This window comes from Gordonia aquimaris, assembly GCF_026262595.1.
GTDB classification, from domain to species: domain Bacteria; phylum Actinomycetota; class Actinomycetes; order Mycobacteriales; family Mycobacteriaceae; genus Gordonia; species Gordonia tangerina.
Genome location: NZ_JAPKFM010000014.1, coordinates 1 through 24,009, shown reverse-complemented (window position 1 = coordinate 24,009; position 24,009 = coordinate 1). Strand labels below are relative to the sequence as shown.

22 protein-coding genes and 1 riboswitch are annotated in these 24,009 nt (G+C 67.2%); of the genes, 13 read left to right on the top strand and 9 right to left on the bottom strand.

The features are described 5' to 3' along the window. Nucleotides 1–19 precede the first annotated feature (19 nt). Genes OSB52_RS13955 through rsgA form a run of 4 tightly spaced genes read left to right on the top strand, consistent with a single transcriptional unit; the run spans nt 20 to nt 3,002 of the window. The gene (locus OSB52_RS13955; RefSeq protein WP_235725097.1) at nt 20–256 is read left to right on the top strand and encodes a hypothetical protein; all 237 of its coding nucleotides are present in this window, start codon (nt 20–22) and stop codon (nt 254–256) included. Next, nucleotides 257–643: a VOC family protein gene (locus tag OSB52_RS13950; protein WP_235725098.1), complete on the top strand. Its 387-nt coding sequence runs from the start codon at nt 257–259 to the stop codon at nt 641–643. It abuts the gene before it with no gap. Between the two features lie 48 nt (nt 644–691). After that, complete coding sequence (gene aroA, locus OSB52_RS13945; RefSeq protein WP_266062280.1) at nt 692–1,957, top strand: 3-phosphoshikimate 1-carboxyvinyltransferase; 1,266 nt, start codon at nt 692–694, stop codon at nt 1,955–1,957. Between the two features lies 1 nt (nt 1,958). Continuing rightward, nucleotides 1,959–3,002 carry a ribosome small subunit-dependent GTPase A gene (rsgA, locus tag OSB52_RS13940; RefSeq protein WP_266062278.1) on the top strand — a complete coding sequence of 348 codons (1,044 nt, stop codon included), beginning with the start codon at nt 1,959–1,961 and terminating at the stop codon, nt 3,000–3,002. Between the two features lie 273 nt (nt 3,003–3,275). Here rsgA and OSB52_RS13935 read toward each other — a convergent pair whose 3' ends face one another. The 3 genes from OSB52_RS13935 to OSB52_RS13925 form a co-directional block, all read right to left on the bottom strand. Continuing rightward, nucleotides 3,276–4,007 carry a GntR family transcriptional regulator gene (locus tag OSB52_RS13935; RefSeq protein ID WP_235725130.1) on the bottom strand — a complete coding sequence of 244 codons (732 nt, stop codon included), beginning with the start codon at nt 4,005–4,007 and terminating at the stop codon, nt 3,276–3,278. Nucleotides 4,008–4,093: 86 nt separating this feature from the next. After that, nucleotides 4,094–5,497: a chloride channel protein gene (locus OSB52_RS13930; RefSeq protein ID WP_266062276.1), complete on the bottom strand. Its 1,404-nt coding sequence runs from the start codon at nt 5,495–5,497 to the stop codon at nt 4,094–4,096. Between the two features lie 77 nt (nt 5,498–5,574). Next, entirely contained in the window at nt 5,575–6,597 is a 1,023-nt protein-coding gene (locus OSB52_RS13925) for a LacI family DNA-binding transcriptional regulator (protein WP_266062274.1), read from the bottom strand. Between the two features lie 158 nt (nt 6,598–6,755). Here OSB52_RS13925 and OSB52_RS13920 point away from each other — a divergent pair, with 158 nt between their 5' ends. From OSB52_RS13920 to OSB52_RS13895, 6 genes are all read left to right on the top strand, one after another. Beyond that, nucleotides 6,756–7,949: a phytanoyl-CoA dioxygenase family protein gene (locus OSB52_RS13920; protein ID WP_266062272.1), complete on the top strand. Its 1,194-nt coding sequence runs from the start codon at nt 6,756–6,758 to the stop codon at nt 7,947–7,949. 31 nt (nt 7,950–7,980) lie between these two features. Continuing rightward, nucleotides 7,981–8,775 (top strand): SDR family oxidoreductase, encoded by a 795-nt coding sequence (locus tag OSB52_RS13915; RefSeq protein ID WP_266062271.1) that lies wholly within the window; start codon nt 7,981–7,983, stop codon nt 8,773–8,775. Then, on the top strand, nt 8,775–9,818 hold the full coding sequence (locus tag OSB52_RS13910; RefSeq protein ID WP_266062269.1) for a Gfo/Idh/MocA family protein: 1,044 nt from the start codon (nt 8,775–8,777) through the stop codon (nt 9,816–9,818). The genes OSB52_RS13915 and OSB52_RS13910 overlap by 1 nt, the downstream gene beginning before the upstream one ends. 70 nt (nt 9,819–9,888) lie before the next feature. Beyond that, complete coding sequence (locus OSB52_RS13905; protein ID WP_235725106.1) at nt 9,889–10,779, top strand: sugar phosphate isomerase/epimerase family protein; 891 nt, start codon at nt 9,889–9,891, stop codon at nt 10,777–10,779. Then, the gene (locus OSB52_RS13900) at nt 10,776–11,774 is read left to right on the top strand and encodes a Gfo/Idh/MocA family protein (RefSeq protein ID WP_266062266.1); all 999 of its coding nucleotides are present in this window, start codon (nt 10,776–10,778) and stop codon (nt 11,772–11,774) included. Before OSB52_RS13905 ends, OSB52_RS13900 begins: the two co-directional genes overlap by 4 nt. A 437-nt stretch (nt 11,775–12,211) precedes the next feature. Continuing rightward, nucleotides 12,212–12,292, top strand: a riboswitch (ZMP/ZTP riboswitch). A gap of 26 nt (nt 12,293–12,318) precedes the next feature. Then, the gene (locus OSB52_RS13895; protein ID WP_266062264.1) at nt 12,319–13,701 is read left to right on the top strand and encodes an NAD(P)/FAD-dependent oxidoreductase; all 1,383 of its coding nucleotides are present in this window, start codon (nt 12,319–12,321) and stop codon (nt 13,699–13,701) included. A gap of 96 nt (nt 13,702–13,797) precedes the next feature. Here the strand turns inward: OSB52_RS13895 and OSB52_RS13890 are convergent, their stop codons facing one another. The 6 genes from OSB52_RS13890 to OSB52_RS13865 form a co-directional block, all read right to left on the bottom strand. Further along, nucleotides 13,798–14,946, bottom strand: a complete 1,149-nt coding sequence (locus OSB52_RS13890) for a LacI family DNA-binding transcriptional regulator (RefSeq protein WP_266062262.1) — start codon at nt 14,944–14,946, stop codon at nt 13,798–13,800. Between the two features lie 154 nt (nt 14,947–15,100). Further along, nucleotides 15,101–15,913 (bottom strand): ATP-binding cassette domain-containing protein, encoded by an 813-nt coding sequence (locus tag OSB52_RS13885; protein WP_235725110.1) that lies wholly within the window; start codon nt 15,911–15,913, stop codon nt 15,101–15,103. A gap of 7 nt (nt 15,914–15,920) precedes the next feature. Further along, on the bottom strand, nt 15,921–16,979 hold the full coding sequence (locus tag OSB52_RS13880) for an ABC transporter permease (RefSeq protein ID WP_235725111.1): 1,059 nt from the start codon (nt 16,977–16,979) through the stop codon (nt 15,921–15,923). A gap of 22 nt (nt 16,980–17,001) precedes the next feature. Then, entirely contained in the window at nt 17,002–18,027 is a 1,026-nt protein-coding gene (locus tag OSB52_RS13875; RefSeq protein WP_235725112.1) for a substrate-binding domain-containing protein, read from the bottom strand. 161 nt (nt 18,028–18,188) lie between these two features. Beyond that, the gene (locus tag OSB52_RS13870; RefSeq protein ID WP_372512433.1) at nt 18,189–19,649 is read right to left on the bottom strand and encodes an MFS transporter; all 1,461 of its coding nucleotides are present in this window, start codon (nt 19,647–19,649) and stop codon (nt 18,189–18,191) included. Beyond that, nucleotides 19,622–20,851, bottom strand: coding sequence for a Gfo/Idh/MocA family protein (locus tag OSB52_RS13865; RefSeq protein ID WP_266062259.1), 1,230 nt, complete (start codon nt 20,849–20,851; stop codon nt 19,622–19,624). Before OSB52_RS13865 ends, OSB52_RS13870 begins: the two co-directional genes overlap by 28 nt. Nucleotides 20,852–21,052: 201 nt before the next feature. Between OSB52_RS13865 and iolC the strand changes: the two genes are divergently transcribed. From iolC to iolB, 3 genes are read left to right on the top strand one after another with little or no spacing between them, the layout of a single operon-like run. Next, complete coding sequence (gene iolC, locus OSB52_RS13860; protein ID WP_266062257.1) at nt 21,053–22,045, top strand: 5-dehydro-2-deoxygluconokinase; 993 nt, start codon at nt 21,053–21,055, stop codon at nt 22,043–22,045. Next, nucleotides 22,038–22,979, top strand: a complete 942-nt coding sequence (locus OSB52_RS13855; RefSeq protein ID WP_266062256.1) for a Cgl0159 family (beta/alpha)8-fold protein — start codon at nt 22,038–22,040, stop codon at nt 22,977–22,979. Before iolC ends, OSB52_RS13855 begins: the two co-directional genes overlap by 8 nt. 12 nt (nt 22,980–22,991) lie before the next feature. Continuing rightward, nucleotides 22,992–23,867 (top strand): 5-deoxy-glucuronate isomerase, encoded by an 876-nt coding sequence (iolB, locus tag OSB52_RS13850; protein ID WP_266062254.1) that lies wholly within the window; start codon nt 22,992–22,994, stop codon nt 23,865–23,867. Nucleotides 23,868–24,009 lie beyond the last annotated feature (142 nt).

Genomic DNA, 24,009 nt, shown 5'->3' with positions numbered 1-24,009 from the left:
CTCGGTTTATCGTTTAGTCATGTCCGACAGCCCCCGCCATGATCATCAGCCGGCCGACGCCCTCATCGACGACGACCCAGACCAGCCGCACGAGTATCCGCACGACTCGACGTTCGCCTTCGGTGACGCCAAGCCCATCGGGGAAACCGATCGCATCGCGCGTGAGAAGGCCATCTACGAAGCGGCCCGGCATGGCAACGACCTGAACCGTGGTCATGCGCTCGGTGGCACCGACGGGTCCACCGAGGGCCAGTAGATGGAGGTACTGAGCAGCCGAATTCTGTTGCGTTCGGCCGATCCCGAACGCCTGACCGCGTTCTATCGCGATCAGTTGAAACTGGCCGTGGCCCGCGAGTATCCGGGCGGAGTGGTCTTCCACGCCGGCACCGGTTATATCGAGGTACCCGCACACATGAGCGACCAGGTGGCGACCGGCGGGGGCGCCGACGCCATGCTCTGGCTGCAGGTACGTGACGCGGCGGCCGCCACGGACGAGTTGCGGGCCGCCGACGTCCCGATCGTGCGGGAGGCACGCACCGAGCCGTGGGGTCTGATCGAGATGCATGTGCGCGACCCCGACGACCGTCGGATCATCATCGTGGAGGTACCTGCCGATCACCCACTGCGACGGGACACCCGGTGACGGCTGCTCCCCGATCGGTGACCGTTGGCCCGTGACAGACTGGACCGCATGAGTGTCTGGACTGCGCCCACGGTGTCCGCCCCGGTGGTGGCCACCGTCGAGTTGCCCGGTTCCAAGTCGATCACCAATCGCGCGTTGATCCTCGCCGCCCTGGCGGACGGCCCCTCGGTGGTGCGTGGAACCCTGCGCAGCCGCGACACCAATCTGATGCTCAGCGGCCTGAGTGCGCTGGGCGTCGGCGTGCGGATCGATCCCGACGACGACACCGCGGTGACGATCGAACCGCACCCGATGGTCGGCGCCGACGTGTACTGCGGGCTGGCCGGCACCGTGATGCGATTCCTGCCCCCGGTGGCCGCATTCGCCGACGGGCGGGTCGCCTTCGACGGTGACGAGCAGGCCCGCACTCGCCCCCTGGCGACCATCCTCGACGCCCTGCGCGACCTGGGCGTGAAGGTGACCGGCGATCGGTTGCCGTTCACGGTCACCGGGACCGGGTCCGCGTCCGGCGGGGAGGTCACCATCGATGCGTCGGCCTCGTCGCAGTTCGTCTCGGGGTTGCTGCTGTCGGCCGCGCTCTTCGACGACGGGGTGACCGTGCGCCACGACGGCGGACCGGTGCCCTCGATGCCGCACATCGACATGACCGTGCAGATGCTTGGCGAGTGCGGGGTGCCGGTGGAGCGGCCGGATGCGCAGACGTGGCGGGTGCCGCCGTCGACCATCCGGGCGATCGACCGTGAGGTGGAGCCCGACCTGTCCAACGCCGCCGCATTTCTGGCCGCTGCCGCTGTGACAGGGGGTGCGGTGAGCGTGCCACGTTGGCCCGCGACCACGACCCAGCCCGGCGCCCAGATCGTCGACATCCTCGCCGAGATGGGTTGTGCGATCGAGTTCTCCGACGGTGCGCTGACCGTGCGTGGGCCGGAGAAGCTCACCGGGATCAGCATCGATCTGCGCGACATCGGCGAGCTGACCCCCACCGTGGCGGGTCTGTGCGCGCTCGCCGACGGCGAATCGGTGCTGTCGGGCATCGCGCATCTGCGCGGTCACGAAACCGATCGCCTGGCGGCGCTGACCACCGAGATCAACCGGCTCGGCGGTGACTGCACCGAGACCGACGACGGTCTGCGCATCGTGCCCCGACAGTTGCACGGTGCGGTGTGGGAGTCCTACGCCGATCACCGGATGGCCACCGCAGGTGCGCTGATCGGGCTGGTGGTGCAGGGCCTCACGGTGTCCGATGTGGAGACGACCAGTAAGACGCTGCCGGACTTTCCGGGCATGTGGCAGAAAATGATCGGGCACCCCTGACGTGAGTCGGCGCGCCTCGAGCTACGACGAATCCGACGTCCGGATACGTCCTGGCAAGGGCAGCCGACCGCGCACGAAACAACGACCGAGCCACGACGACGCCCGCTCGGCCATGGTCGTGTCGGTCGACCGTGGCCGCTGGGGCTGCGTCCTCGACGGCGACCCGGACCGTCGGGTCACCGCGATGCGCGCACGGGAACTGGGCCGCACGCCGGTCGTCGTCGGCGATCAGGTGTCGGTGGTCGGCGATCTGTCCGGTCGGCCGGACACGCTGGCGCGCATCGTCAAGGTCGCCGACCGCACCACCGTGCTGCGCCGCACCGCCGACGACACCGACCCGTATGAACGCATCGTGGTGGCCAATGCCGACCAACTGTTGATCGTCACCGCATTGGCCGATCCACCACCGCGCACCGGATTCGTGGAACGCGCGTTGGCCGCCGCCTACGTCGGCGGCCTGACACCGATCCTGTGCCTGACGAAGTCCGATCTCGCCGATCCCGCCGAATTCACCAGAGCCTTCGCCGATCTCGACCTGCCGATCGTGCTCGGCGGCCGCGACGACGCGCTCGACGAGATCACCGCCATCCTCACCGGCCGGCTCACCGCGCTCGTCGGCCATTCCGGGGTAGGCAAATCTACTTTGGTCAATCGTCTTGTGCCGCAAGCAGAGCGGGCCACCGGCGTGGTGTCCGGGGTTGGCAAGGGCCGGCATACCTCGACGCAATCGGTGGTGCTGCCCCTGCCCGGCGCGGACTCGTCGCCCCAAGGCTGGGTGGTGGACACACCCGGTATCCGATCGTTCGGGCTCGCCCACGTCGGACCCGACGACATCGTCGACGCCTTCGACGACCTGCGTGAGGCCATCGACGACTGTCCCCGCGGCTGTACGCATCTGGGTCCGCCTGCCGATCCGGAGTGTGCGCTCGACAAACTCGCCGGCGCGTCGTATCGCCGCGCAATGGCGGTGCGGCAGCTCCTGCTCGCGGTCTCCGGACAGGTGGCCGAGGCAAACGAGGTCCCCGACGATCAGCCGGCCGAGTAGGCCCCAGACCCACTGGTCACCTCAGCCGAGGCGCAAGTCGCGTAGCACACGCCCGGGCCACTTACCGCTGGTCGAGTAGCCCGAACCGCACCACCCCGCAGGTCGACTAGTCCGACCCACCAAGCCACCAACCGCTGGTCGAGTAGCCGCGAGCCCCCTAGGGCGAGCGGCGTATCGAGACCACTGGCGACACACGAGTGATCTCGATACACGACCTCGGTCGGCGCCTCGGCCGCTACCCGATCACCGGGTTACCCACTCACTCAGCGGGGCTCAGCGATCCACCACCGTCGTCTCGAAGAAATACCGATCGGCCCGGTACGCGTGCCGACCCACCTCGACCACCTTGCCCGCGTCGTCGAAGGCCGTGCGCTGCATGGTCAGCAACGGCGACCCCGGTTCGTCGCCGAGCAGTGCCGCCTCGTCGGCGTCGGCCGCCTTGGCCCCAATACGTTGCCGCGCAAGCCGGATGTGCACACCCCGTCCACGCAAACCTTTGTAGAGGCCACCACTCTCGAGTTCTCCGGCGGGCGGGCAGATGTCGGCCGGCAGATGGTTGATCATCAGGGCCAGGGGTTCTCCGCCGGCACAGCGCAGACGTTTGACTGTCACCGACTCGGCCCCTACCGGCAAACCCAGCTCGGTGCGCAACTCCTCGTCGGGCGTGCCGATCCGATACTCGAGCAGCTGGGTGGTGGGGTGCATCCCCGCGGTCGTCAGATCGTCGTAGAGACTGGTCAGCTCGACCGAACGGTGCACCGGATTCTGCACCACCTGTGTGCCGACCCCCCTCTTGCGCACCACCACACCCTTGTCGACGAGCTCCTGGATCGCCTGTCGGATCGTCGGCCGCGACAGTTTGAGCCGGCCGGCCATGTCGAGTTCGTTCTCCAGTCGATCCCCGGGACCGAGGTCACCCCGGACGATCGCGGCCTCGATGGCCTGGGCAAGCTGGTGGTAGAGCGGGACCGGCGTGGACCGGTCGAGCTCGACCGGGATCTGCATGATCTGGTCCGCCATCGTGTCAGTATGTCATAACAAATATTGTTCGGACCAGGTTTCCCACAGGCGCCCGCCGGCGCGCGTCACCCTCAGGTGACCACCTCGGCCGCCGAACCGCCGGACTGCCGACGACGGGACAGTGCGGCGGTCGTCAGCCAGGCGGCGATGACACCCAGCACCGCCGCAGGCGTGGCGTCGAGGCCGACCGAACCGGTCAGCAGCACGCTGAACAACAACGCGCTGAATACGAATCCGGTGCCTGCCGTCATCCCGGCCGCGGCTCCGACCGCCAGCGCCCAGGTGATGGAGCAGTCGAAGAGCAGACAGCCTATCGACGCGATGGCCACCCCGATGAAGATCGCCGGAAACACCGGACCGCCACGGAATCCGCAGCCCAAACAGACCGCGTAGGCGATCGCCTTGAACGCGATGATCACCACGAGTGCGCCGACCCCGGTCTCGGCCAGAACCATCGGCACGGCGGTCTGTCCGGAGAACAACACGTCGTCGATGTCGGCACCGAGGGCCCGGGCGATCAATGCCAACACCCCCACCGCGACGCCGCCCGCGACGAGGATGCCGTAGCGGCGGCGCTTGTCGATCGATGCGGCCTTGTCGACGAATGTGCCGGCCTTCTTGACCTGGAACATGATCACGCTCGCCAGCACGCCGACGACGATGGCGAGCAGCAGATCGATGATGCGGGTGCCGACGTAGTCGGGCATCTGCGGAACCGCCATCGACATGACGCCGAGCCCGCCCCAGTCGCCGAGTCCGATGAACACGACATAGCCGACAGCCGCAGCCACCAGCCCCGGCAGCAGTGCGGGCAGCAACGCCGCCCCGGCCGCCAGGCCGGCCTCGAGCAGCAGCAGTCCGGCCACCAGCGGCCCACCGAACAGCGCCGACACCGCCGAGAACGAGCCGGCGGTGGCCAGCACCCGATGCCCCTGTTCCGGGAGTCGCACGAACGGCACCACCACCATGCCGACCGCAGACCCCAAGGCGATCAGTGGCGCCTCCGGACCGAGCACCGCACCGAACGCGAGGGTGCCGATCGCCGCGAGTGCGATGCCGGGCGCGTACTGCCACGGTGTGGGCGTCACGCCGACACCGTCGAGCGGCGAGTGACCACCTCCGCCGGGGAGGAATGCCGTCGCCATCGCGACCACGATGGCCCCGGCCACCGGAAGTCCGAGCACCAGATACCAGGGTGCTTCGTCGACTCCGAGATGCCGCGGCAGATCGGTCCACATCAGATCCTCGAGCCAATGCACGAGTCCGAGAAATCCCCACGCCAACAGAGCGGCCGGGATGCCGATCACCGCGCCCAGTCCGATCAGCTTCAGGTAGACGACGCCCTCGGCGCGATCGGGATGCAGTTCGGCGGTGGTGCTCGGCCGCACGCTCTGGGCGGTCACCTCGTCGGTACTCGATGCCGGCTGCTGCCCCGGGGCGCCGTCCTGGTCGTCTGCATCGCCGATCGAGCTCATGGGCATCATCCTCCGTCCGACGGGTGGCCGACTCACCTTATCGGCGATCGCCATGGGATCGGAGATCCGTCACATCCTCACGCGTCAGGAAGGTTGTACGGCGTGATCACGTGGATCCCCGATGCCACTGGCCGCTGATCACCCGGCAGTGCGCCGTGATAGCGCATCACCAGCTGCGCGACCTGGCGCATGTCGGCACGCAGATCGTGGTGCAGGACCGCGGTCAGGTGCCCGCTGAGCAGCAGGGTGCGGTTGGCGTCACCGAGGTCGTGCCCGATGAAAACCTCGCACGTACGGTTCGCGGTACGAAATGCCGAGACGATCCCTCGGTTGCCACCGCCGATCGAATAGACCGCCCCCACATCGGCATTCGCGTCGAGAACCCGTGCCGTGAGCGCCGCGCACGTCTCGTCGAGTCCGTCGGAATCGGTCACCTCGACGATCCGGCGGTTCGGGTCGTGGCTGCGCATCACCGACCGGAAACCCATCTCGCGTTCCTCCTCACCGCGCGACATCGAACTACTGGTCAGCACCAACACGTCGACGTCGACCCGACGCAGCCACTGGCACATCAGATACGCCGCGGTGGCACCGGCCGCTCGGTTGTCCATCCCGACGTAGGCGATCCGGGTACTCATCGGCACGTCGGTGACCAGGGTGATGACGGGGATGCGCGCGGCGGTGAGTCGGCCGATGGCCGCCGCGATCTCCGGTGTGTCCGGCGCCTTGAGCACCACGGCGTGGCTGCCCTGACGGGCGATGGTGTCCAGTTGCGCGATCAACTCGGCGGTCCGCCAGGTTTCCCGCAGATGGAAGCGGGCCCGCATCACCGCGGGCCGCAGCCCCGGCAGTTCCTGCTCCAAGGCGTAACGGACCAGACCGGAGAACTGTCGAGGCGTCTCCATGACCACGTCGATCAAGAACCGCCGACCGGACAACCGCAGCTGGGTGCGCTGCCGATCGAGGTCTGCGATGGCCTGTTCGACCTGCAGGACCGTGCCCTCCCGTACGCCGGGACGTTGGTGCAGCACCCGATCGACCGTCGCCTCACTCACGCCGGCCTGACGCGCGATCTCGCGTACGGGATAACGATGTGGCACGCCCCACTCCTGAGGGATTCTTGATGGAAATACGCTCTTGTCCGGACAATAGGATCTTGCCATTCTTGGTGACGTGATCACGGCGGAATCGCCGAGGGCCCGATCCACCCCACGACCACCGGCCAGAACCTGGCTCGACCACCGACAAGGAGCGCGCGATGACCGTACGCAGCGCAGGCACCATCAGCAGCGCCCGGACGCCCCGGGCCGACCGGATCTCTGCGAGCGAGTGCAGCCTCGACGACTTCATCGCGGCCACCCGGCGTCCCACCGACCTCGCCGACTATCCGCACGCCGCGAGCACCGAGCGCGGGGTTCTCTTCTACGATTCGGCCGCCGTGACCGCCCTGTCGGGCGAGGACCGCGCGGTCCTGTCCGATGAACTCGCCGATGCGCTGCTCAATGGCCCCGGCATCGTGGTGTTCACCAGCGCATTCGACAACCGCCATGCGCTCACCGAATCCACCGAGGTCTTCACCGAAATCATTGCCGACCAGCGTGCGGCCGGCGTCGCCAACGGCGACCATTTCGCCAAACCCGGCGCCAACGACCGCATCTGGAATGCATTGCAGAAGTTCGCCCAACGGGCGCCGGAACTGTTCACCCGCTACTACTCCAACGACGTCCTCAATCTGATCAGCGAGGCGTGGCTGGGTCCGTGGTATCAGGTGACCTCGGCGATCAACGTCGTCAATCCGGGTGGAGAGGCGCAGAACCCGCACCGCGACTATCACCTCGGCTTCATGTCCACCGACACCGCCGCGACATTCCGTGCCCACATCCACCGCCTCTCGCCCGCGCTGACCCTGCAGGGCGCCGTCGCCCACGTCGACATGCCGATCGAGTCCGGCCCAACGATGTATCTGCCGTACTCACAGACCTATGAGCAGGGATATCTCGCTTTCAACCTGCCGGAGTTCCGCGAACACTTCGCCCAGAACTATGTCCAGCTCCCCCTGCAGGCGGGCGATGCCGTCTTCTTCAACCCCGCCCTGTTCCACGCGGCCGGCCACAACACATCGTCGGACATCAGGCGGATGGCGAATCTGCTACAGGTGTCCTCGGCGTTCGGCCGCGCGATGGACGCCGTGGACCGCTCCGCGGTCATGCGGTGGATCTATCCGTCGGTACAGACGCTGGCCGGCACCGCCGACGATCGCGCGGTCGCGAACGTGATCGCCGCGTCGGCCGAGGGGTACCCCTTCCCCAGCAATCTCGATCTCGACCAGCCGTTGACCGGGTTGACCGGAGAATCCCAGGCCGAATTGTTCGCCCGGGCCATCGCCGACGGACTCGACGCGGCGCAGTTCGACGCCGAGCTATCGACACTGGATCGCCGCCACATCGCCTGACCCGAGCTCTCCCGACAAGGACGTCACCGAAATGAATGATCAACCACGACACCGCAGCAACCTGTTGGCCGACAAGGCACTACTGGTCAGCGGCGGCACGCAAGGCGTCGGCGCCGCGATCGTGCGCGCTGCCGTCGACGCCGGCGCCTCGGTCGTGTTCAGCGGCCGCAACACTGAGAAAGGCAAGTCACTCGCCGCCGAGTTCAACGGCGCACCGGTGCGATTCGTGCACGCCGATCTCGCCGATCCGCGCGCAGCGACCGGCTCCGTGGCGGACACCATCGCCGAATTCGGTCGCATCGATGCCCTGGTGAACGCGGCGGGCACGACCACACGCGGCAGCCTGCTCGACACCACCCCCGAACTCTTCGACAGCCACGTCGCCGTCAACCTGCGGGCCCCGTTCTTCACCATGCAGGCCGCCGTGGCCGACATGGCCGGCCGCAACGCGCCGGGCAGCATCGTCAACATCATCACGATGTCATCCCATGGCGGACAATCGTTTCTGGCGCCGTACTCGGCGACCAAGGCGGGGTTGGTCGGTCTGACCAAGAACGCCGCCCATGCCCACCGCTGGGACCGTATCCGCATCAACGGCCTCAACATCGGCTGGACCGAGACCGAGGGCGAGGCCGACATCCAGAAGCGCTTTCACGGCGCCGACGACAGCTGGATCGACGACGCCAACGCGTCGGTGCCGATGGGCAAGCTCGGACAACCCGACGAGATCGCGGACTTCGTGGTCTTTCTGCTCTCGGAGCGCAGCGGAGTGGTCACCGGGTCGGTCATCGACTGGGACCAGATCGTGATGGGAGGAATCGACTGATGGGACTGACCGTAGGGGTCATCGGACTCGGGCGGATCGGCGGCTTCCACGCCGACACGCTCACTGCTTTGCCGTCGGTGGACGAGCTCGTGGTGACCGACGCGAATCCGGCGGCGGTGGCGACGACCACCGACCGGTTGGCCTCGGCACGGGCCGCCTCCGATGCCGACAGCCTGTTCAACTCCGGGGTCGACGCGGTGGTCATCGCCAGCGCCACCCCCACGCACGCCGAACTCATCGAGAAGGCCATCGCCGCAGGGATTCCCACCCTGTGCGAGAAACCCATCGCGTTGTCGGTGTCCGAGTCGGCCGAGGTCGTCGCCCGCGTCGCCGACACCGACGTCCCGGTGACGATCGGCTACAACCGTAGGTTCGATCCCGCGATGGCGGCTGCCCGCACAGCCGTCGATGCCGGCGAACTCGGCTTCATCACCACGGTGCGGTCGACGACGCTGGACCCGGCACCTCCACCGGCCGAGTACATCGCGGCGTCGGGCGGGATCTTCCGGGATTGCGCCGTACACGATTTCGACACCGTCCGTTGGCTTCTCGATGACGAGGTGGTGGAGGTGTGCGCCACCGGCAGCAACCAGGGCGATCCGATGTTCGCCGAGGTCGGCGATGTGGACTCCGCATCGATCCTGCTGCGATTCGCCCGCGGCACGATCGGCGTGGTGTCGGTGACCCGATACAACGCGCGCGGCTACGACTGCCGCCTGGAAGTTCACGGCAGCACCGACAGCGTCGTCGCCGGGTGGGACCCCGCCACCCCGGTACGGAACATGCAGGCCGACTGCGCTTTTCCCGCCGCAGCACCGCACCGGTTCTTCATGGACCGATTCGCCGCCGCCTATCGCGCCGAACTCGCTGCCTTCTGCGCATCGGTGATGGACCCGTCGACGAACCCGACGACATCGGCACCATGCACCGCACACGATGCGCTGGAGGTCTCGTTGATCGCCGAAGCCGCCACCCGGTCGGTCGACACCGGCCGGCCGGTCCCGATCGAGGAGATCCGGGACATGCTGGTACCAGCACGCTGACGCCGTCGCACGAACTCATCCGACGACCGGGCACCACCAGACCACCGAGCACCACCAAAGGGATTCATTGATGACTACAACCGACCTCCGCATCGCCGCCGCCCCCATCTCGTGGGGTGTCTGCGAAGTCCCCGGATGGGGATACCAACTCAGCCCCGAACGCGTCCTCGGCGAGATGCGTGAGCTCGGCGTCACCGCAGCCGAGACAGGCCCCGAAGGCTTCCTGCCATCGGCCCCGGCGCAACTGCGCGACACGCTGGCAGCCTACGACCTGCGGTGTGTGGGGTCCTTCGTTCCAGTGGTGCTGCACCAGGCCGACCACGATCCCGCTCCTGCGGTGAACGAGGTGCTCGACCGCCTGGAGACCTCCGGCGGTGACGTACTGGTGCTGGCCGCGGCCACCGGCGTCGACGGATACGACGATCGTCCCGACCTCACCGAGGTGCAGTGGAACACGTTGCTGGCCAACCTGGATCGGCTCGGAGCATTGGCTGCGTCCCGAGGGGTCACCGCCGCGCTGCATCCGCACGTCGGCACCATGGTCGAGCAGCGCGACGAGGTGTATCGGGTATTGGAGAACACCACCATCGGACTCTGCCTCGACACCGGTCACCTGCTTATCGGCGGGACCGACCCGCTGGAGATGACGCAGGCCTACACCGACCGCATCACCCACGCCCACCTCAAAGACGTCAGAATCGAACTCGCCGAGAAGGTGCAGCGCGGCGAAATGACCTACACCGACGCGGTGGCGCAGGGGATGTACGTGCCCCTCGGCGCGGGCGAGGCCAAGATCGCCAAGGTCGTCGCGACGCTCGTCGACGCCGGGTTCGACGGCTGGTACGTGCTCGAACAGGACACCATCCTCACCGACGAAACCGACGGCGATGCCGCCGCAGGTAACGTGGCGGTCTCGATGTCGTTCCTGCGCAAGGCCGCTGCACGTCCGGTGCGGGTGTGACCGAGGTGACCGAACCGTTGCGGATCGGACTGCTCGGCGCGTCCCGGATCGCCGAGTCGGCCATCGTCGGGCCCGCCCGCACGCTGGGACACCGATTGGTGGCCGTCGCCGCACGCGACCGCGGTCGTGCCGAGGCGTTCGCCGACAAGTACGGGGTCGAGCGGGTACTCGACTCCTATGCCGCAGTGATCGACGACCCCGAGGTCGATGTCATCTACAACCCTCTCGCCAACGCGCTGCACGGGCCATGGAACCTCGCCGCGATCCGGGCCGGGAAACCGGTGCTCTCGGAGAAACCCTTCGCACGGAACGAATCCGAGGCACAGGAGGTGGCGGCCGCGGCGCGCGCAGCCGACGTTGTGGTCCTCGAGGGTTTTCACTACCTGTTCCACCCGTTGATGGCACGCACCACTGAACTGCTCGACGCGGGTGCGATCGGCGACATCGCGCACGTCGAAGTGGTGATGGCCATGCCGCCTCCCGACGACAACGATCCGCGATGGTCCTACGACCTCGCCGGCGGTGCGCTGATGGACTTGGGCTGCTATTCGCTGCATGTGTCGCGCCTGCTCGGCCGCTGGTGTGGTGGGCCGCCGGAGATTACCGGCGGCCGCGCGTCGCTGGCCAGCCCGCAGATCGACGAGTCCTGCGTGCTGGATCTTCGCTACCCCAACGGCGCCGCCGGCCTGCACGCGGTGTCCATGGTGGCCGGCGAGTTCGTGTTCAGCCTGCGGATCGTCGGTGACGAAGGCAGCCTGTTCCTGCACGACTATCTGGCCCCGAACCGCGACGATCGGCTGACCATCGTGTCCTCGAGGGACGGCACGGTCGGAGTCGAACGGCTCGGCATCCGGTCGACCTACACCTACCAACTCGAGGCGTTCGCCGACGCGGTACGCACCGGTGCGGCGCTGCCCATCGACCTCGACGACGCGGTGGAGAACATGCGCTACCTCGACGCCGCGTACCGGGCGATCGGCCTGCACCCGAGGTGAGTGGTGCGAGTCGCGCTGCGGGGATCTCGATACGTCCTCGCCTGGCGGCTCGGACTACTCGATCAGCAACAGGGGAACGTCCCCGCCGGCCGCAAACCGACGCGCCCGAACCCGACCGCCCGACCACCGCCCAATGCTGGTCGAGTAGCGACGTGCCAGCGCAGCGAGCCCGGCTCAACCCCTGGCCGAGTAGCGACGTGCCAGCGCAGCGAGCCCGGCTCAACCGCTGGTCGAGTAACGACGTGCCAGCGCAGCGAGCCCGGCTCAACTGCTGGTCGAGTAGCGACGTGCCAGCGCAGCGAGCCCGGCTCAACCGCTGGTCGAGTAGCGACGTGCGAGCGCAGCGAGCCCGTCGCGTATCGAGACCAGACCCCCGTACACACAAGTGATCTACCCGAGGAATATCGGGTCGCGCCGCGGCCGTTGTCTTGGGTAGCATCAGAAATCGCGACTGGCGTAGCCGGGATCGACCGGCGTGGAGCGAACTGAGTCAGACATCGACCGCCTGGGTGTCTGCGACGGTGAACGCTGGAGGACAGTTGCCATGAATTCCCGCACGCAACCCGACATGAACGGCGCCCGCCATCGCGTCGTCATCATCGGATCCGGATTCGGCGGACTGACCGCCGCACGACAGTTGGCGAAGGCCGACGTCGACGTCACGGTGATCGGCCGCACCACCCATCACCTGTTCCAACCGCTGCTGTATCAGGTCGCCACCGGAGTCATCTCCGAGGGACAGATCGCTCCCCCGCTGCGAGTGATCCTGCGCAAGCAGGACAACGTGCGCGTGGTGCTCGGTGACGTGGAGTCCATCGATCTCGACGGTCACACGATTACCAGCCGACTACTCGAGCGCGTCACCACCACGCCTTACGACAGCCTCATCGTGGCCGCGGGTGCTGATCAGTCCTACTTCGGCAACGACCGGTTCGCCGAGTTCGCCCCGGGCCTCAAAACCATCGACGACGCACTCGAGTTGCGCGGTCGCATTCTCGGCGCGTTCGAGCAGGCCGAACTGTCCACCGACCCCGAGGAGCGGGCGCGCCTGTTGACCTTCGTGGTCATCGGTGCCGGTGCCACCGGTGTGGAAATGGCCGGGCAGATCGCCGAGATGGCCAACCGCACTCTGCGTGGCGCGTTCCGCAACATCGACTCGGCCGATGCGCGGGTGATCCTGCTCGACGCCGCGCCCACCGTGCTGCCACCCTACGGCGGAAAGCTCAGCAAGCGGGCCACGGACCGGTTGGCGCGCAATGGCGTCGACATCCAGCTGGGTGCGATGGTCGTCGACATGGACTACCACGGCCTGGTGGTCACCGACGCCGACGGCACGCGTCGACGCATCGAGAGCCAGTGCAAGGTGTGGTCGGCCGGTGTGGCGGCCAGCCCATTGGGACGCCAGTTGGCCGAGCAGAGCGGCGTCGAACTCGATCGGGCCGGCCGGGTGAAGGTGGGCACCGATCTGACGCTGCCCGGTCATCCCGAGGTCTTCGTCGTCGGCGACATGATGGCCGTCGACGGCGTCCCGGGTATGGCGCAGGGCGCGATCCAGGGCGCGAAGTACGCCGCATCGGCGATCAAGGACGGCCTCAAGGGCACGTCACCCGAGGCGCGGAAACCGTTCTCCTACTGGGACAAGGGCTCGATGGCCACCATCGCCCGCTTCAGCGCGGTGGCGAAGATCCCCGTTCCGGGCACCTCCCGCCACATCGAGCTCGCGGGTTTCCTGGCCTGGATCGGGTGGCTGGTGCTGCATCTGGTCTACCTCGTGGGCTTCCGCAACCGGTTCACCACACTCGTCGACTGGTTCTTCGCGTTCACCAGCCGCAGTCGTACGCAGCTGGCCGTCACCGAACAACAGGTATTCGCGCGCAACGCGATCGAGGAACTCGAGGAACGCACTCGGCTCGACGACGCCGCCTGAGCGTTCCTCGGTACACGTCATAGAGTTCTTCCCCCGGGTATCGTTTCGTCCCCCTCCTGCTTGTGGGGGACGAAATGATCTCTGGGGGAAGAACTCTTAGCTGGCGTCGCGCGTGCGTACCACCTTGCCCGCCTCGCGGGCCTTGTGCGCCCAGGTGTCGCGGGCGTCGGGCGGCAGTGCGATGAAGATCGCGTCGATCTCCGGGTCATCGATGAGGTCTTCGTAGATGCCGTAGCTGACCATGATGCCGAGCCGATCGGCGATCACCCAGGCCACCGCCGTCGACGAACTCGCCACCACTTCGATGGGTCCGGTCAGCACGCCGGGTGTGCCGAGTTCGTGCACCAGATGATCGTCGCATTCGTCGGCGAGCAGTCCCCAGCGGAGCAGGTCCGGCTGCGATGAGCCCGACAGCGCGTCGTCGGGCGGGGCGGTCGTCGCGCGGACCATCAGTTCAGGCTCGAGCGACCGGGCGCCGTAGAACCCGCACCCACCTGTGTCCGGGCGGTCCGGAGAATCCCCGACCAGCGACTTGACCGCGTCCACCGCCGCCGCGGCGAGGCCGGGTACGTTCTGGCGGATGGTGGTGAGATTGAGATGTCCGAGTACCGCGTGCGGCCCATCGTCGTAACCGACGACCGACATGTCGTCGGGCACCCGGATGCCACTGTGCCGCATGACGTCGATGAACCCGATCGCCATCCGGTCGTTGGCCAGGAAGACCGCAGTCGGCAGATCGCCCTCGGCGAGGAGCCGTTCGGCGGCCAACGCACCCGCTTCCTCGGTGTAATCACCCACCAGGGTTCGGCATTCGTCGCGGTAGCCGGCCGCCGCCATCGCCCCGAGATAGCCACGCAAGCGCTCTGACGCACACGGGTGATCGCCACCTTCGACATGCGCGATCGAGGTGTGCCCGAGGTCGATGAGATGCTGCACCGCCAACTGCGCACCGCGCCACTCGTCGGTTCCCACCGTGACCGCCCTCAGGTGGGGAAGTCGTTCGCCGAGCACCACGATCGGGACCTCCACGTCGAACCGGTCGTCGTATTCCGCACCGATCACGATCACGGCGACACACCCCTGCTCGACGAGATCGGCGACCGCGCGCGGTCGTCCACGCGACGATGTGTGCAGCCCGAGCGCAAGTTGATATCCGGCCGCGTCGGCGGATGCGTACAGGCGGTCGACCAGATCCGCCTCGAACGGGCTCGTCGCCCCGAACACCACCCCGATCAGCCGCGACATCGCGTACCTCTTTCTGTTGTCACACAACGTGTGTCACACAACCTGTGTCGCACGACTCGCGTCACGACCTCGCGCCCCGCACCGGAACACTAGCCCACCACGAGACCCGCCCGGCCAAGAATCGGCCGAGCGGGCCTCGGGCGGATTCATCGGCTCAGCGCCGCAGCTCGTGGCTCAACGTGTCGAGCTCGTCTCCGCCGGCCATCTGCTGGGTCAACTCCTCGAGCGTGATCTCGTCGTAGGTGCAGTCCAGCTTCTGGCGCCCACGATTGAGCAGCACGAAGTGGTCGCCCACCATGTGCGCATGATGCGGGTTGTGTGTGATGAACACGACGCCGAAACCCTGATCCCGAGCGGCCGAGATGTAGCGCAGCACGGTGCCCGACTGCTTGACACCCAGCGCGGCGGTCGGCTCGTCGAGGATCAGCACCCGAGCTCCGAAGTAGATGGCCCGCGAAATGGCCACACACTGACGCTGACCACCCGAGAGCGAGCCGATGGGCGCATCCACATCGGGGAGGTCGATGCCCATCTTGTACAGCTCTTCCTTGGTCGTCGCCCGCATCGACTGGATGTCGAGCATCCGGAAGGGCCCCTTGCGGAGCTCTTGACCCAGGAAGAAGTTGCGCCACACCGGCATCAACCCGACCACCGCGAGATCCTGGTAGACGGTCGCGATGCCCTTGCCGAGCGCGTGCTTCGGCGATTCGAGATGGGTTTGGGCACCGTCGATGAGCAGGTCGCCTTCGGTCTGCTGATGCAGCCCGGCCATGATCTTGATCAGGGTGGATTTACCTGCACCGTTGTCGCCGAGCACGCAGGTGACCTCGCCGGCGTGCACGCGCAGGTTGATGCCTTTGAGCGCGATGATCGCGCCGTAGGATTTGCCGACGTCCCGGAGCTCGATCAGCGGTACCTTACCGCCGCTGGAGTCCGACTCGGAACGGGTTTCAATGGCTGAGCTCATTGTGCGATCACCTCTTGGCCGCGTAGTTGCGGAAACTGTTGTTGGCGATCACCGCGAACAGCAGCATCGCACCCATGAAGAATTTGAACCAGTCGGGGTTCCATCCGGCATACACGATGCCCTGGTTGACCATGCCGAAGATGAAGGCGCCGATGGCCGCACCGATCGCGGTGCCGTACCCACCGGTGAGCAGGCAGCCACCCACGACGGCGGCGATGATGTAGAAGAACTCGTTACCCACGCCCTGACCGGACTGCACCGTGTCGAAAGCGAACAGCAGGTGCATGCCGACGAACCAGGCACAGAAGCCGACGAACATGAACATGCCGATCTTGACTCGGGTGACCGGCACACCGACGGCCCGCGCCGAGTCCTGGTTGCCGCCGACCGCGAAGACCCAGTTACCCACGCGGGTGCGCATCAGCACCCAGGTCGCGACGAGGGTGAACAGAATCCACCACACCACAGTCATCCGCACCGACACCCCGAAGAGCGTGAACGACGAGGCGAACACCTTGTGCGCGGAGTCGAATCCCTGCATGTCGGAGATCGACGGGGTGGCCACCTGGCCGGTCACCAGCTTGGTGACCGCCAGGTTGATACCGGTGAGCATCAGGAACGTCGACAGTGTGATCAGGAACGAGGGGATCCTCGTCTTCATGACCAGAAAGCCGTTGAAGAAGCCGACGGCCAACGCCAGGATCAGCGCGAGGAACGCTCCGAGCCACACATTGAGATGCAGGTTGTAGGCGAGCATCGATGCGGCCAGCGACGAGAACGTCACCGCGACACCGGTGGAGAGGTCGAACTCGCCACCGATCATCAACACCGCGACCCCGCAGGCCATGATGCCGATCGTCGAACTCGCGTACAGCACTGTCGCGAGTGCCTCCGGCGTTCGGAACGGCGGCGCCACGATGAGGAAGAAGATGAAGATGGCAATCGCACCGAACAGCGCGCCGATCTCCGGCCGCAGCAGCAGCCGCTGCAGGGGCTTCTGGCGTTTCACCCGTTCGTCGGTGATGGGTTTGTGCGTGGACAGGTCGAGATCTGCTTGAGTACTCATGGTTTCCCTCCAGCGGCCCGCGTCAGCGGGTGCCGTTCTCGGCGTATTCGGCCACGGCGTCGATGTTCGACTCGTCGATGAAGGCCGGTCCGGTCAGCACGGCCTCGCCGCCGCCGATGGTGTTCGCATTGGTGAGGTTGAGCCAGAGAGCGTCGACGGCCTCATAGCCCTGCACGTACGGCTGCTGATCCACCGCCCACTTGACCTCACCGTTCTGGATCAGCGGAACCAGAGCGGCGTTGGTGTCGAAGGTGACGATCTCGGCCTGTGAGCCGGCGTTGCCCTTGGATTGCACCGCGGTCTGCGCAATGGGCGCGCCCAGGGTCACCACGGTGTCGATGGACGGATCCTGCTGCAGCTTCGCCGTCATCGTGGCCTCCACCGACGGCATGTCCTTGCTGTTCACGTTGAGGATCTCGAAGCCACCTCCGGTGAAGCCCTGACGCACACCGGCGCAGCGGGATTCGAGTGCGACCTGCCCCTGCTCCTGGATCACGCAGAGCACCTTCTTGCGACCCTCCTGGGTCAGACGTTCGCCGGCAGTGCGGCCGGCGAGGGTCTCGTCTTGGCCGAAGTACTGCTGCACGCCCATTTCCTTCCAGTTGTCGAAACCGGAATTGAAGGCGACGACCGGGATGCCGGCGTCGATCGCGCGTTGCACGGCCGGAGCCATCGCGTCGGGCTTGGCCAGGGTCAGCGCGATCCCGTCGACCTTGCTGTCGATGGCGGTCTGCACCAGGTTGGCCTGATTGGGCGCCTCCGGGTCCGACGAGTACTGCAAATTGACGTTGTCCTTCTGGGCGGCCATCTCGGCGCCCTTGCGGATCAGGTCCCAGAACGAGTCACCCGGCACCTCGTGGGTGATCATCGCGATCGTCAACTCCGGGGTGCCCGCGTTGCCGGTCCCGCCACCGTCGCCGCCGTCATCGTCAGGGGCACCACCCGTGCTGGAACAGCCGGCGACGATCAGCATCGCGGATGCGCATGCGGCGGCGATCGCGACGAGCCGACGCGGCCGCCGGATCCGACGACGTTCAGTGGAGTGCATCGTTGTCTCTTCCCTTCGATCCGAGAGTGTCATCGGCGCCCTGTCCGTGGGTTCCCGGATCGGGAACCTGCCGGGATGTGCTGTTCGGGCGAACACTCTTGTGGACTAGATGTAATACCCGTCACACCGGCGATGTCAAGACTTTGTCCAGACATTCGGATCTAAGCGGTGGTAGGAACCGTCCGCAATGCTCGCTCACCGGCCGCCGTGGGCAGGCGCGCGGCCCCAACCACACAGACCGCCATCAGCACCCCGAGCAGCACGAAGGCCGCCGAGTAGGCGCCGGCGGGCAGCACATCGAGACCTGCGAACACCGAGATCGCCACGGCGGCAAGCGCAACCCCGAACGCGGCGCCGAGTTCCTGCACCGCGGCGTGCACCGCGTTCGCATCGCTGAGCTCCGAGGGCCCGACGTCGGCGAACGCCAGGGTGTTGTACGCGGAGAAGCCGATCGAGCGGAGCACCCCGGAGATCACCAAGACCGTGCCGATCACCACCGCCGACGTGGTTGCGCTGAGCAATGCGAGAGCCCCGAAGGACACCACCGACGCCGTCAGGTCCGCCACCAGCACCCGTCGGATGCCCCAGCGCCGCATCAGTGGTGTGGTCAGCGGCTTGATGGCGACGTTGCCGACGAACAGCGCGGTCACCATCGCGCCCGCGGCCACCGCCGACCAGCCGAAGCGCAGCTGGAACAGCAACGGCAACAAGAACGGCACCGCGCTGATCCCGATGCGGTACACCGTGCCGAACCCCACCACCGCGGCGAAGGAACGCACCTGCAGCACGTCGAGATTCAGCAACGGATGCGGGGCCGACCGCATCCGCCGCAGCGCCACCACGCCCAGGACCGACCCCGCGAGTACGCCGATGGCGACCACCCACCAGCGCGGATATTCAGCAGTCAGTTCCTGCGCCGCGAACATCGCCGCGCCGACCGCCGCGGTGGTGCACAGCACCCCGAGCACATCGAGTCGGCGTCGTGCCGTGTCCGAGTCCGCGGGCCGACACCAGCAAAACGCGGCAATGATGCCGACCAGACCGATCGGCAGGTTGATCGCGAAGATGACCCGCCATGATGCATGCGTGACGATCGCACCGCCGATCAATGGTGCCACCACCGGCGCCACCAGGGCCGGCCACGTCAGGTAGGCGATCGCCCGCACCAGCTCACCGCGCGGCACCGTGCGTAGGACCGCCAGCCGACCGACCGGCACCATCATCGCGCCGCCGGCCGCCTGCAGCACCCGCATCGCCACCAGGGCCGTGAGATCCGGGGCCAGCGCAGCGCCCGCCGACGCGAGGGTGAACACCGCGACCGCGACCAGGAACACGCGGCGCACACCGAACCGATCGGCAACCCACCCCGACAGCGGGATCAGCACCGCGAGGGTGATCAGGTAGGAGGTCGCGATCACCGTGGCATCGAGCGGACGCACTCCGAGATCGGCGGCGATGGCCGGCAGCGCGGTCGCGACGATGGTGGCGTCGAGGATCTCCATGAACATCGCCCCGGCCCCGAGCAGGGCGAGCGCATACGGGAAGTCCGCAGACACCCGGGCGGTGCCCGCCCGCCCGAGGAGACGCCGCACGCTCACCTCATCGACGCGGGAGCGACCCAGGTGCCCTCACGCACCGATGTGGTCATCGCATCGAGCACCTCCGCCGCGCGCACCGCATCGTCGATGGTGGCGCCGGCGCGCGTGGGATCGGCGATCGATCCACAGAAGCGGGCCGCCTCGATCACCTTCAGGTCGTCGTAGCTCATCGGATTGGCCGCGCCGGGCTGAAACGCCACGTAGTCGCCGCTACCGGGACCAACGAATCGCGTGGCCACCGACAGATCCTGATAGGTGTCGCCGGCACCGACCTCCAGTTCACCCATCCGCCGGTAGTCCCACCGCACGACCCCCTTGGTGCCGTGGATCTCGAACCCGTAGGAGTTCTGCGCACCGACGGACACCCGGCTGGCCTCGAGCACACATCGGGCACCGCCGGCCATGCGCAACTGCGCCGAGACATAGTCCTCGTTCTCGACCGGACCGCGCTCACCGCCGGAGGCGAGCTGGTGACCGGCCGTCGCTGCGGTCGGCCTGGGGCGCTCGGCGACAAAGATCGCGGTGTCGGCGACCAGGGACGCGATGTCACCCAACAGGAACCACACCAGATCTGCGCCATGGGATGCGAGGTCGCCGAGCACCCCGTTACCGCCGCGATCGCGCTGAAAGCGCCAACTCAAAGCACCGTCGGGATGTGCGGCATAGTCACTGAACAACCTGAACCGGGCGTGGGTGACCTCACCGATCTCGCCGGCGGCCACCAGCTCACGCGCCGCCGCCACCGCCGGCACGTTGCGGTAGTTGAACCCGACGGCTGTTCGGATCCCGGCCGTCGCGGCCGCCGACGCCACCGCCCGCGCGTCGGCGGCGGACAACCCGACCGGCTTCTCTATCCACAGGTGCTTGCCCGCCGCCGCGACGGCACAGCCGATATCGCGATGCAGGAAGTTGGGAGCGGTCACGCTGACCGCACCGATGGTCGGGTCCGCCACCACTTCACGCCAATCGGCCACCGTGGCCGGCACGTCGAACTGGACGGCGGCCGATGCCGCCCGATCGGTCACCTCGTCGGCGATGACCATCAGCCGCGGCACCGGCGTGAGGTCGGGATAGTGATGGCGGATACGCGCGTACGCCTGAGCGTGCGCCCGACCCATCCACCCGAACCCGATGATCCCGACCGGCAGGACGACGCCCGCCTCGTCGTGCACGTCGTCGCGTGCGGCCGCACCGGTAGCGGCACTGGCGGGGGTCTCCACGGTCATCTCATCAGCTCCATTTCGTCTCACCCGAGATTACGGTTCGGGGTCTGTGATCTCTCCCACTTCACTATGCCAGGTAAGAATGTCAGGACAAAGTCTTGACTTTGTGGTGTGGCCTGACGCACAGTGGATGCCAGTGGATACGAGAGCCCCGCTGATGCACCGCCGGGCCCCACCTGTCCAACCACGAGCAGGGAGCAGTACGTGACCGCACAACAGCCCTCCGACTCGGCCCAGGCGCCGACGTTCGACGTTGTCGCCATCGGCCGCAGCGGCGTCGACATCTATCCGCAGCAGATCGGCGTGGGCCTCGAGGAGGTGAGCAGCTTCGGCAAGTTCCTCGGTGGCAGCGCCGCCAACGTCAGTGTGGCCGCCGCCCGCCTCGGACACAGCAGCGCGCTGATCTCCGGAGTCGGCGACGACCCGTTCGGCCGATTCGTCCGCGCCGAACTCGCACGTCTGGGCGTCGACAACCGCTTCGTCGGCGTCGACGACGAGTACGCCACGCCGGTCACCTTCTGCGAGATCTTCCCCCCGGACGACTTTCCGCTCTACTTCTACCGCAAACCGACCGCCCCGGACCTGCAGATCGAGGTCGCCGACATCAACACCGCGGCCGTGCACGATGCCCGGTTGTATTGGTCGACGGTCACCGGCCTGTCCGAGGAACCATCGCGCAGCGCGCATTTCGCGGCGTGGGAGGCTCGCGGGCGGCAGTCGCTGACCGTACTCGACCTCGACTACCGGCCGATGTTCTGGTCCTCGCCGGCATCGGCCACCGAGCAGGTACGCCGAGCCCTGTCGCACGTCACAGTGGCAGTCGGCAACCGCGAGGAATGTGAGGTCGCCGTCGGCGAGACCGATCCGCATGCGGCCGCCGACGCGCTGCTCGACCTGGGTGTCGAACTGGCCATTGTCAAACAAGGGCCCAAGGGTGTACTCGGCAAGACCCGCTCGGAGAGCATCGAGGTGGCACCGATTCCCGTCGACGTCGTCAACGGACTCGGCGCGGGCGACAGCTTCGGCGGCAGCCTCTGCCACGGCCTGCTCCAGGGGTGGCCACTGGAGAAGATCCTCCGTCACGCCAACGCCGCCGGGTCCATCGTCGCCGGCCGACTCGAGTGTTCGACCGCCATGCCCACCGCCGACGAGGTGGCCGCACTCGCCACAAACGCACAGGAGAAACTCAATGTCTGAGCTCGCCACCCAGGCGGACTTTCCCGCAACCACTTTGGACACAGCTGCGTTGGTCTCCCCGCTGTGCTCCACCTACGCCGAGGTCACCGCGATCCGGGCCACCCGACCGCAGGCGATCGCCGAGGCGTGGGCGCAGCGGCGCCCACGCCCGACGGTCACCGGTGACGACCGGTTGATGATCGTCGCCGCCGATCACCCAGCCCGCGGGGCGCTGTCGGTCGGGTCGAACCCGACAGCGATGAACAGCCGATCCGACCTGCTCGACCGGCTGCGGACCGCGTTGGCCAACCCGGGTGTCGACGGCGTCCTGGCCACCTCGGACATCCTCGAGGACCTGCTGCTGTTGGGCGCACTGGACAACAAGGTGGTGTTCAGTTCGATGAACCGCGGCGGGTTGGCCGGGGCGTCGTTCGAACTCGACGACCGGATGACCGCCGCCACCGCCAAGTGGACCATCGACGCGGGCCTCAACGGCGCGAAGATGCTCTGTCGGGTCGACCTCGGTGATCCGGGGACGCTCAACATGATGACCGCGTGTGCAGCAGCCGTCGACGAGCTCGCCGCCGGCGAATCGATCGCGATGCTCGAGCCGTTCCTGTCGTCTCGGATCGACGGCAGGGTTCGCAACGACCTGACCGCCGACGCGGTGATCAAGTCGATGCACATCATCCAGGGACTCGGGTCCACCTCGGCCTACACCTGGCTCAAGCTGCCGGTGGTCGACGAGATGGAACGCGTCATGGACGCCACCACGCTGCCGACCCTGCTGCTCGGCGGCGACCCGCAGACGGCGCCGGACGAAACCTTCGCGAGTTGGGAACGCGCACTGCGCATCCCATCGGTTCGCGGACTGATCGTGGGACGCACGCTGCTGTACCCGGCCGACGACGACGTGGCCACCGCGGTCGACACCGCAGTCAACCTGGTGAGCTGAGAGGAGACTCGCGTGAACTCGAAGTACTACATCCCGGCCGGCACCGGCACTGTGCCGCTGACCGTCGACATCACACCGGAGTCGGCCGGCTGGACCGAGTCGTCGTTGTTCGTGGTCGAGCTTGGTGCCGGTGAGTCGATCACACGGCGAACCGGCGATGACGAGATCATCGTCGTACCGCTCGCCGGGTCGGCGAGCGTGTCCTCGGGCGGCGTCACCTTCGACCTCGCGGGGCGCGCGAGCGTGTTCGACGGGCCCAGCGACTTCGCCTACGTGGGACGCGACTCCGAGTTCACCGTGACCAGTGCAGCGGGCGGACGGTTCGCGCTGTGCGGCGCACGGGCGAAGGCCCGTCTGCCGTTCCGTTACGTACCGGCCGCCGACGTTCCCATCGAGTTGCGCGGAGCCGGCAACTGTAGCCGTCAGGTACACAACTTCGGCACCGCCGGCGTCTTCGAGGCCGACTCGATCATCGCGTGCGAGGTCATCACACCGGGCGGGAACTGGTCGAGTTATCCCGCGCACAAACACGACGAGAACTCCGAGAACGAATCACAACTCGAGGAGATCTACTACTTCGAGATCGATCAGGGCGCCGACGGCTCACCGGGATTCGGCTATCACCGGGTCTACGGCACGCCCGAACGTCCGATCGAGGTGCTCGAGGAGGTCCGCAGCGGCGATGTCGTCCTGGTGCCGCACGGCTACCACGGGCCGTCGATCGCGGCACCGGGCTACCACATGTACTACCTCAACGTGATGGCCGGGCCCGGCGACGAGCGCGCCTGGAAGATCTGTGACGACCCGGCCCACACGTGGCTGCGCGGCAGCTGGGAACACCAGGACGTCGATCCCCGACTACCCCTGCACGAGAAGCGGACACGCTGATGGATCTCGATACGCCACTCGCACGCTCGCGGCTACTCGATCAGCAGAACGGCACACCACTCGCGATCCTCACGACGCTGATCGAGTAGTCCGAGGCGCTAGCCGAGGGCGTATCGAGATCCGTGGATCGAGTAGTCCGAGG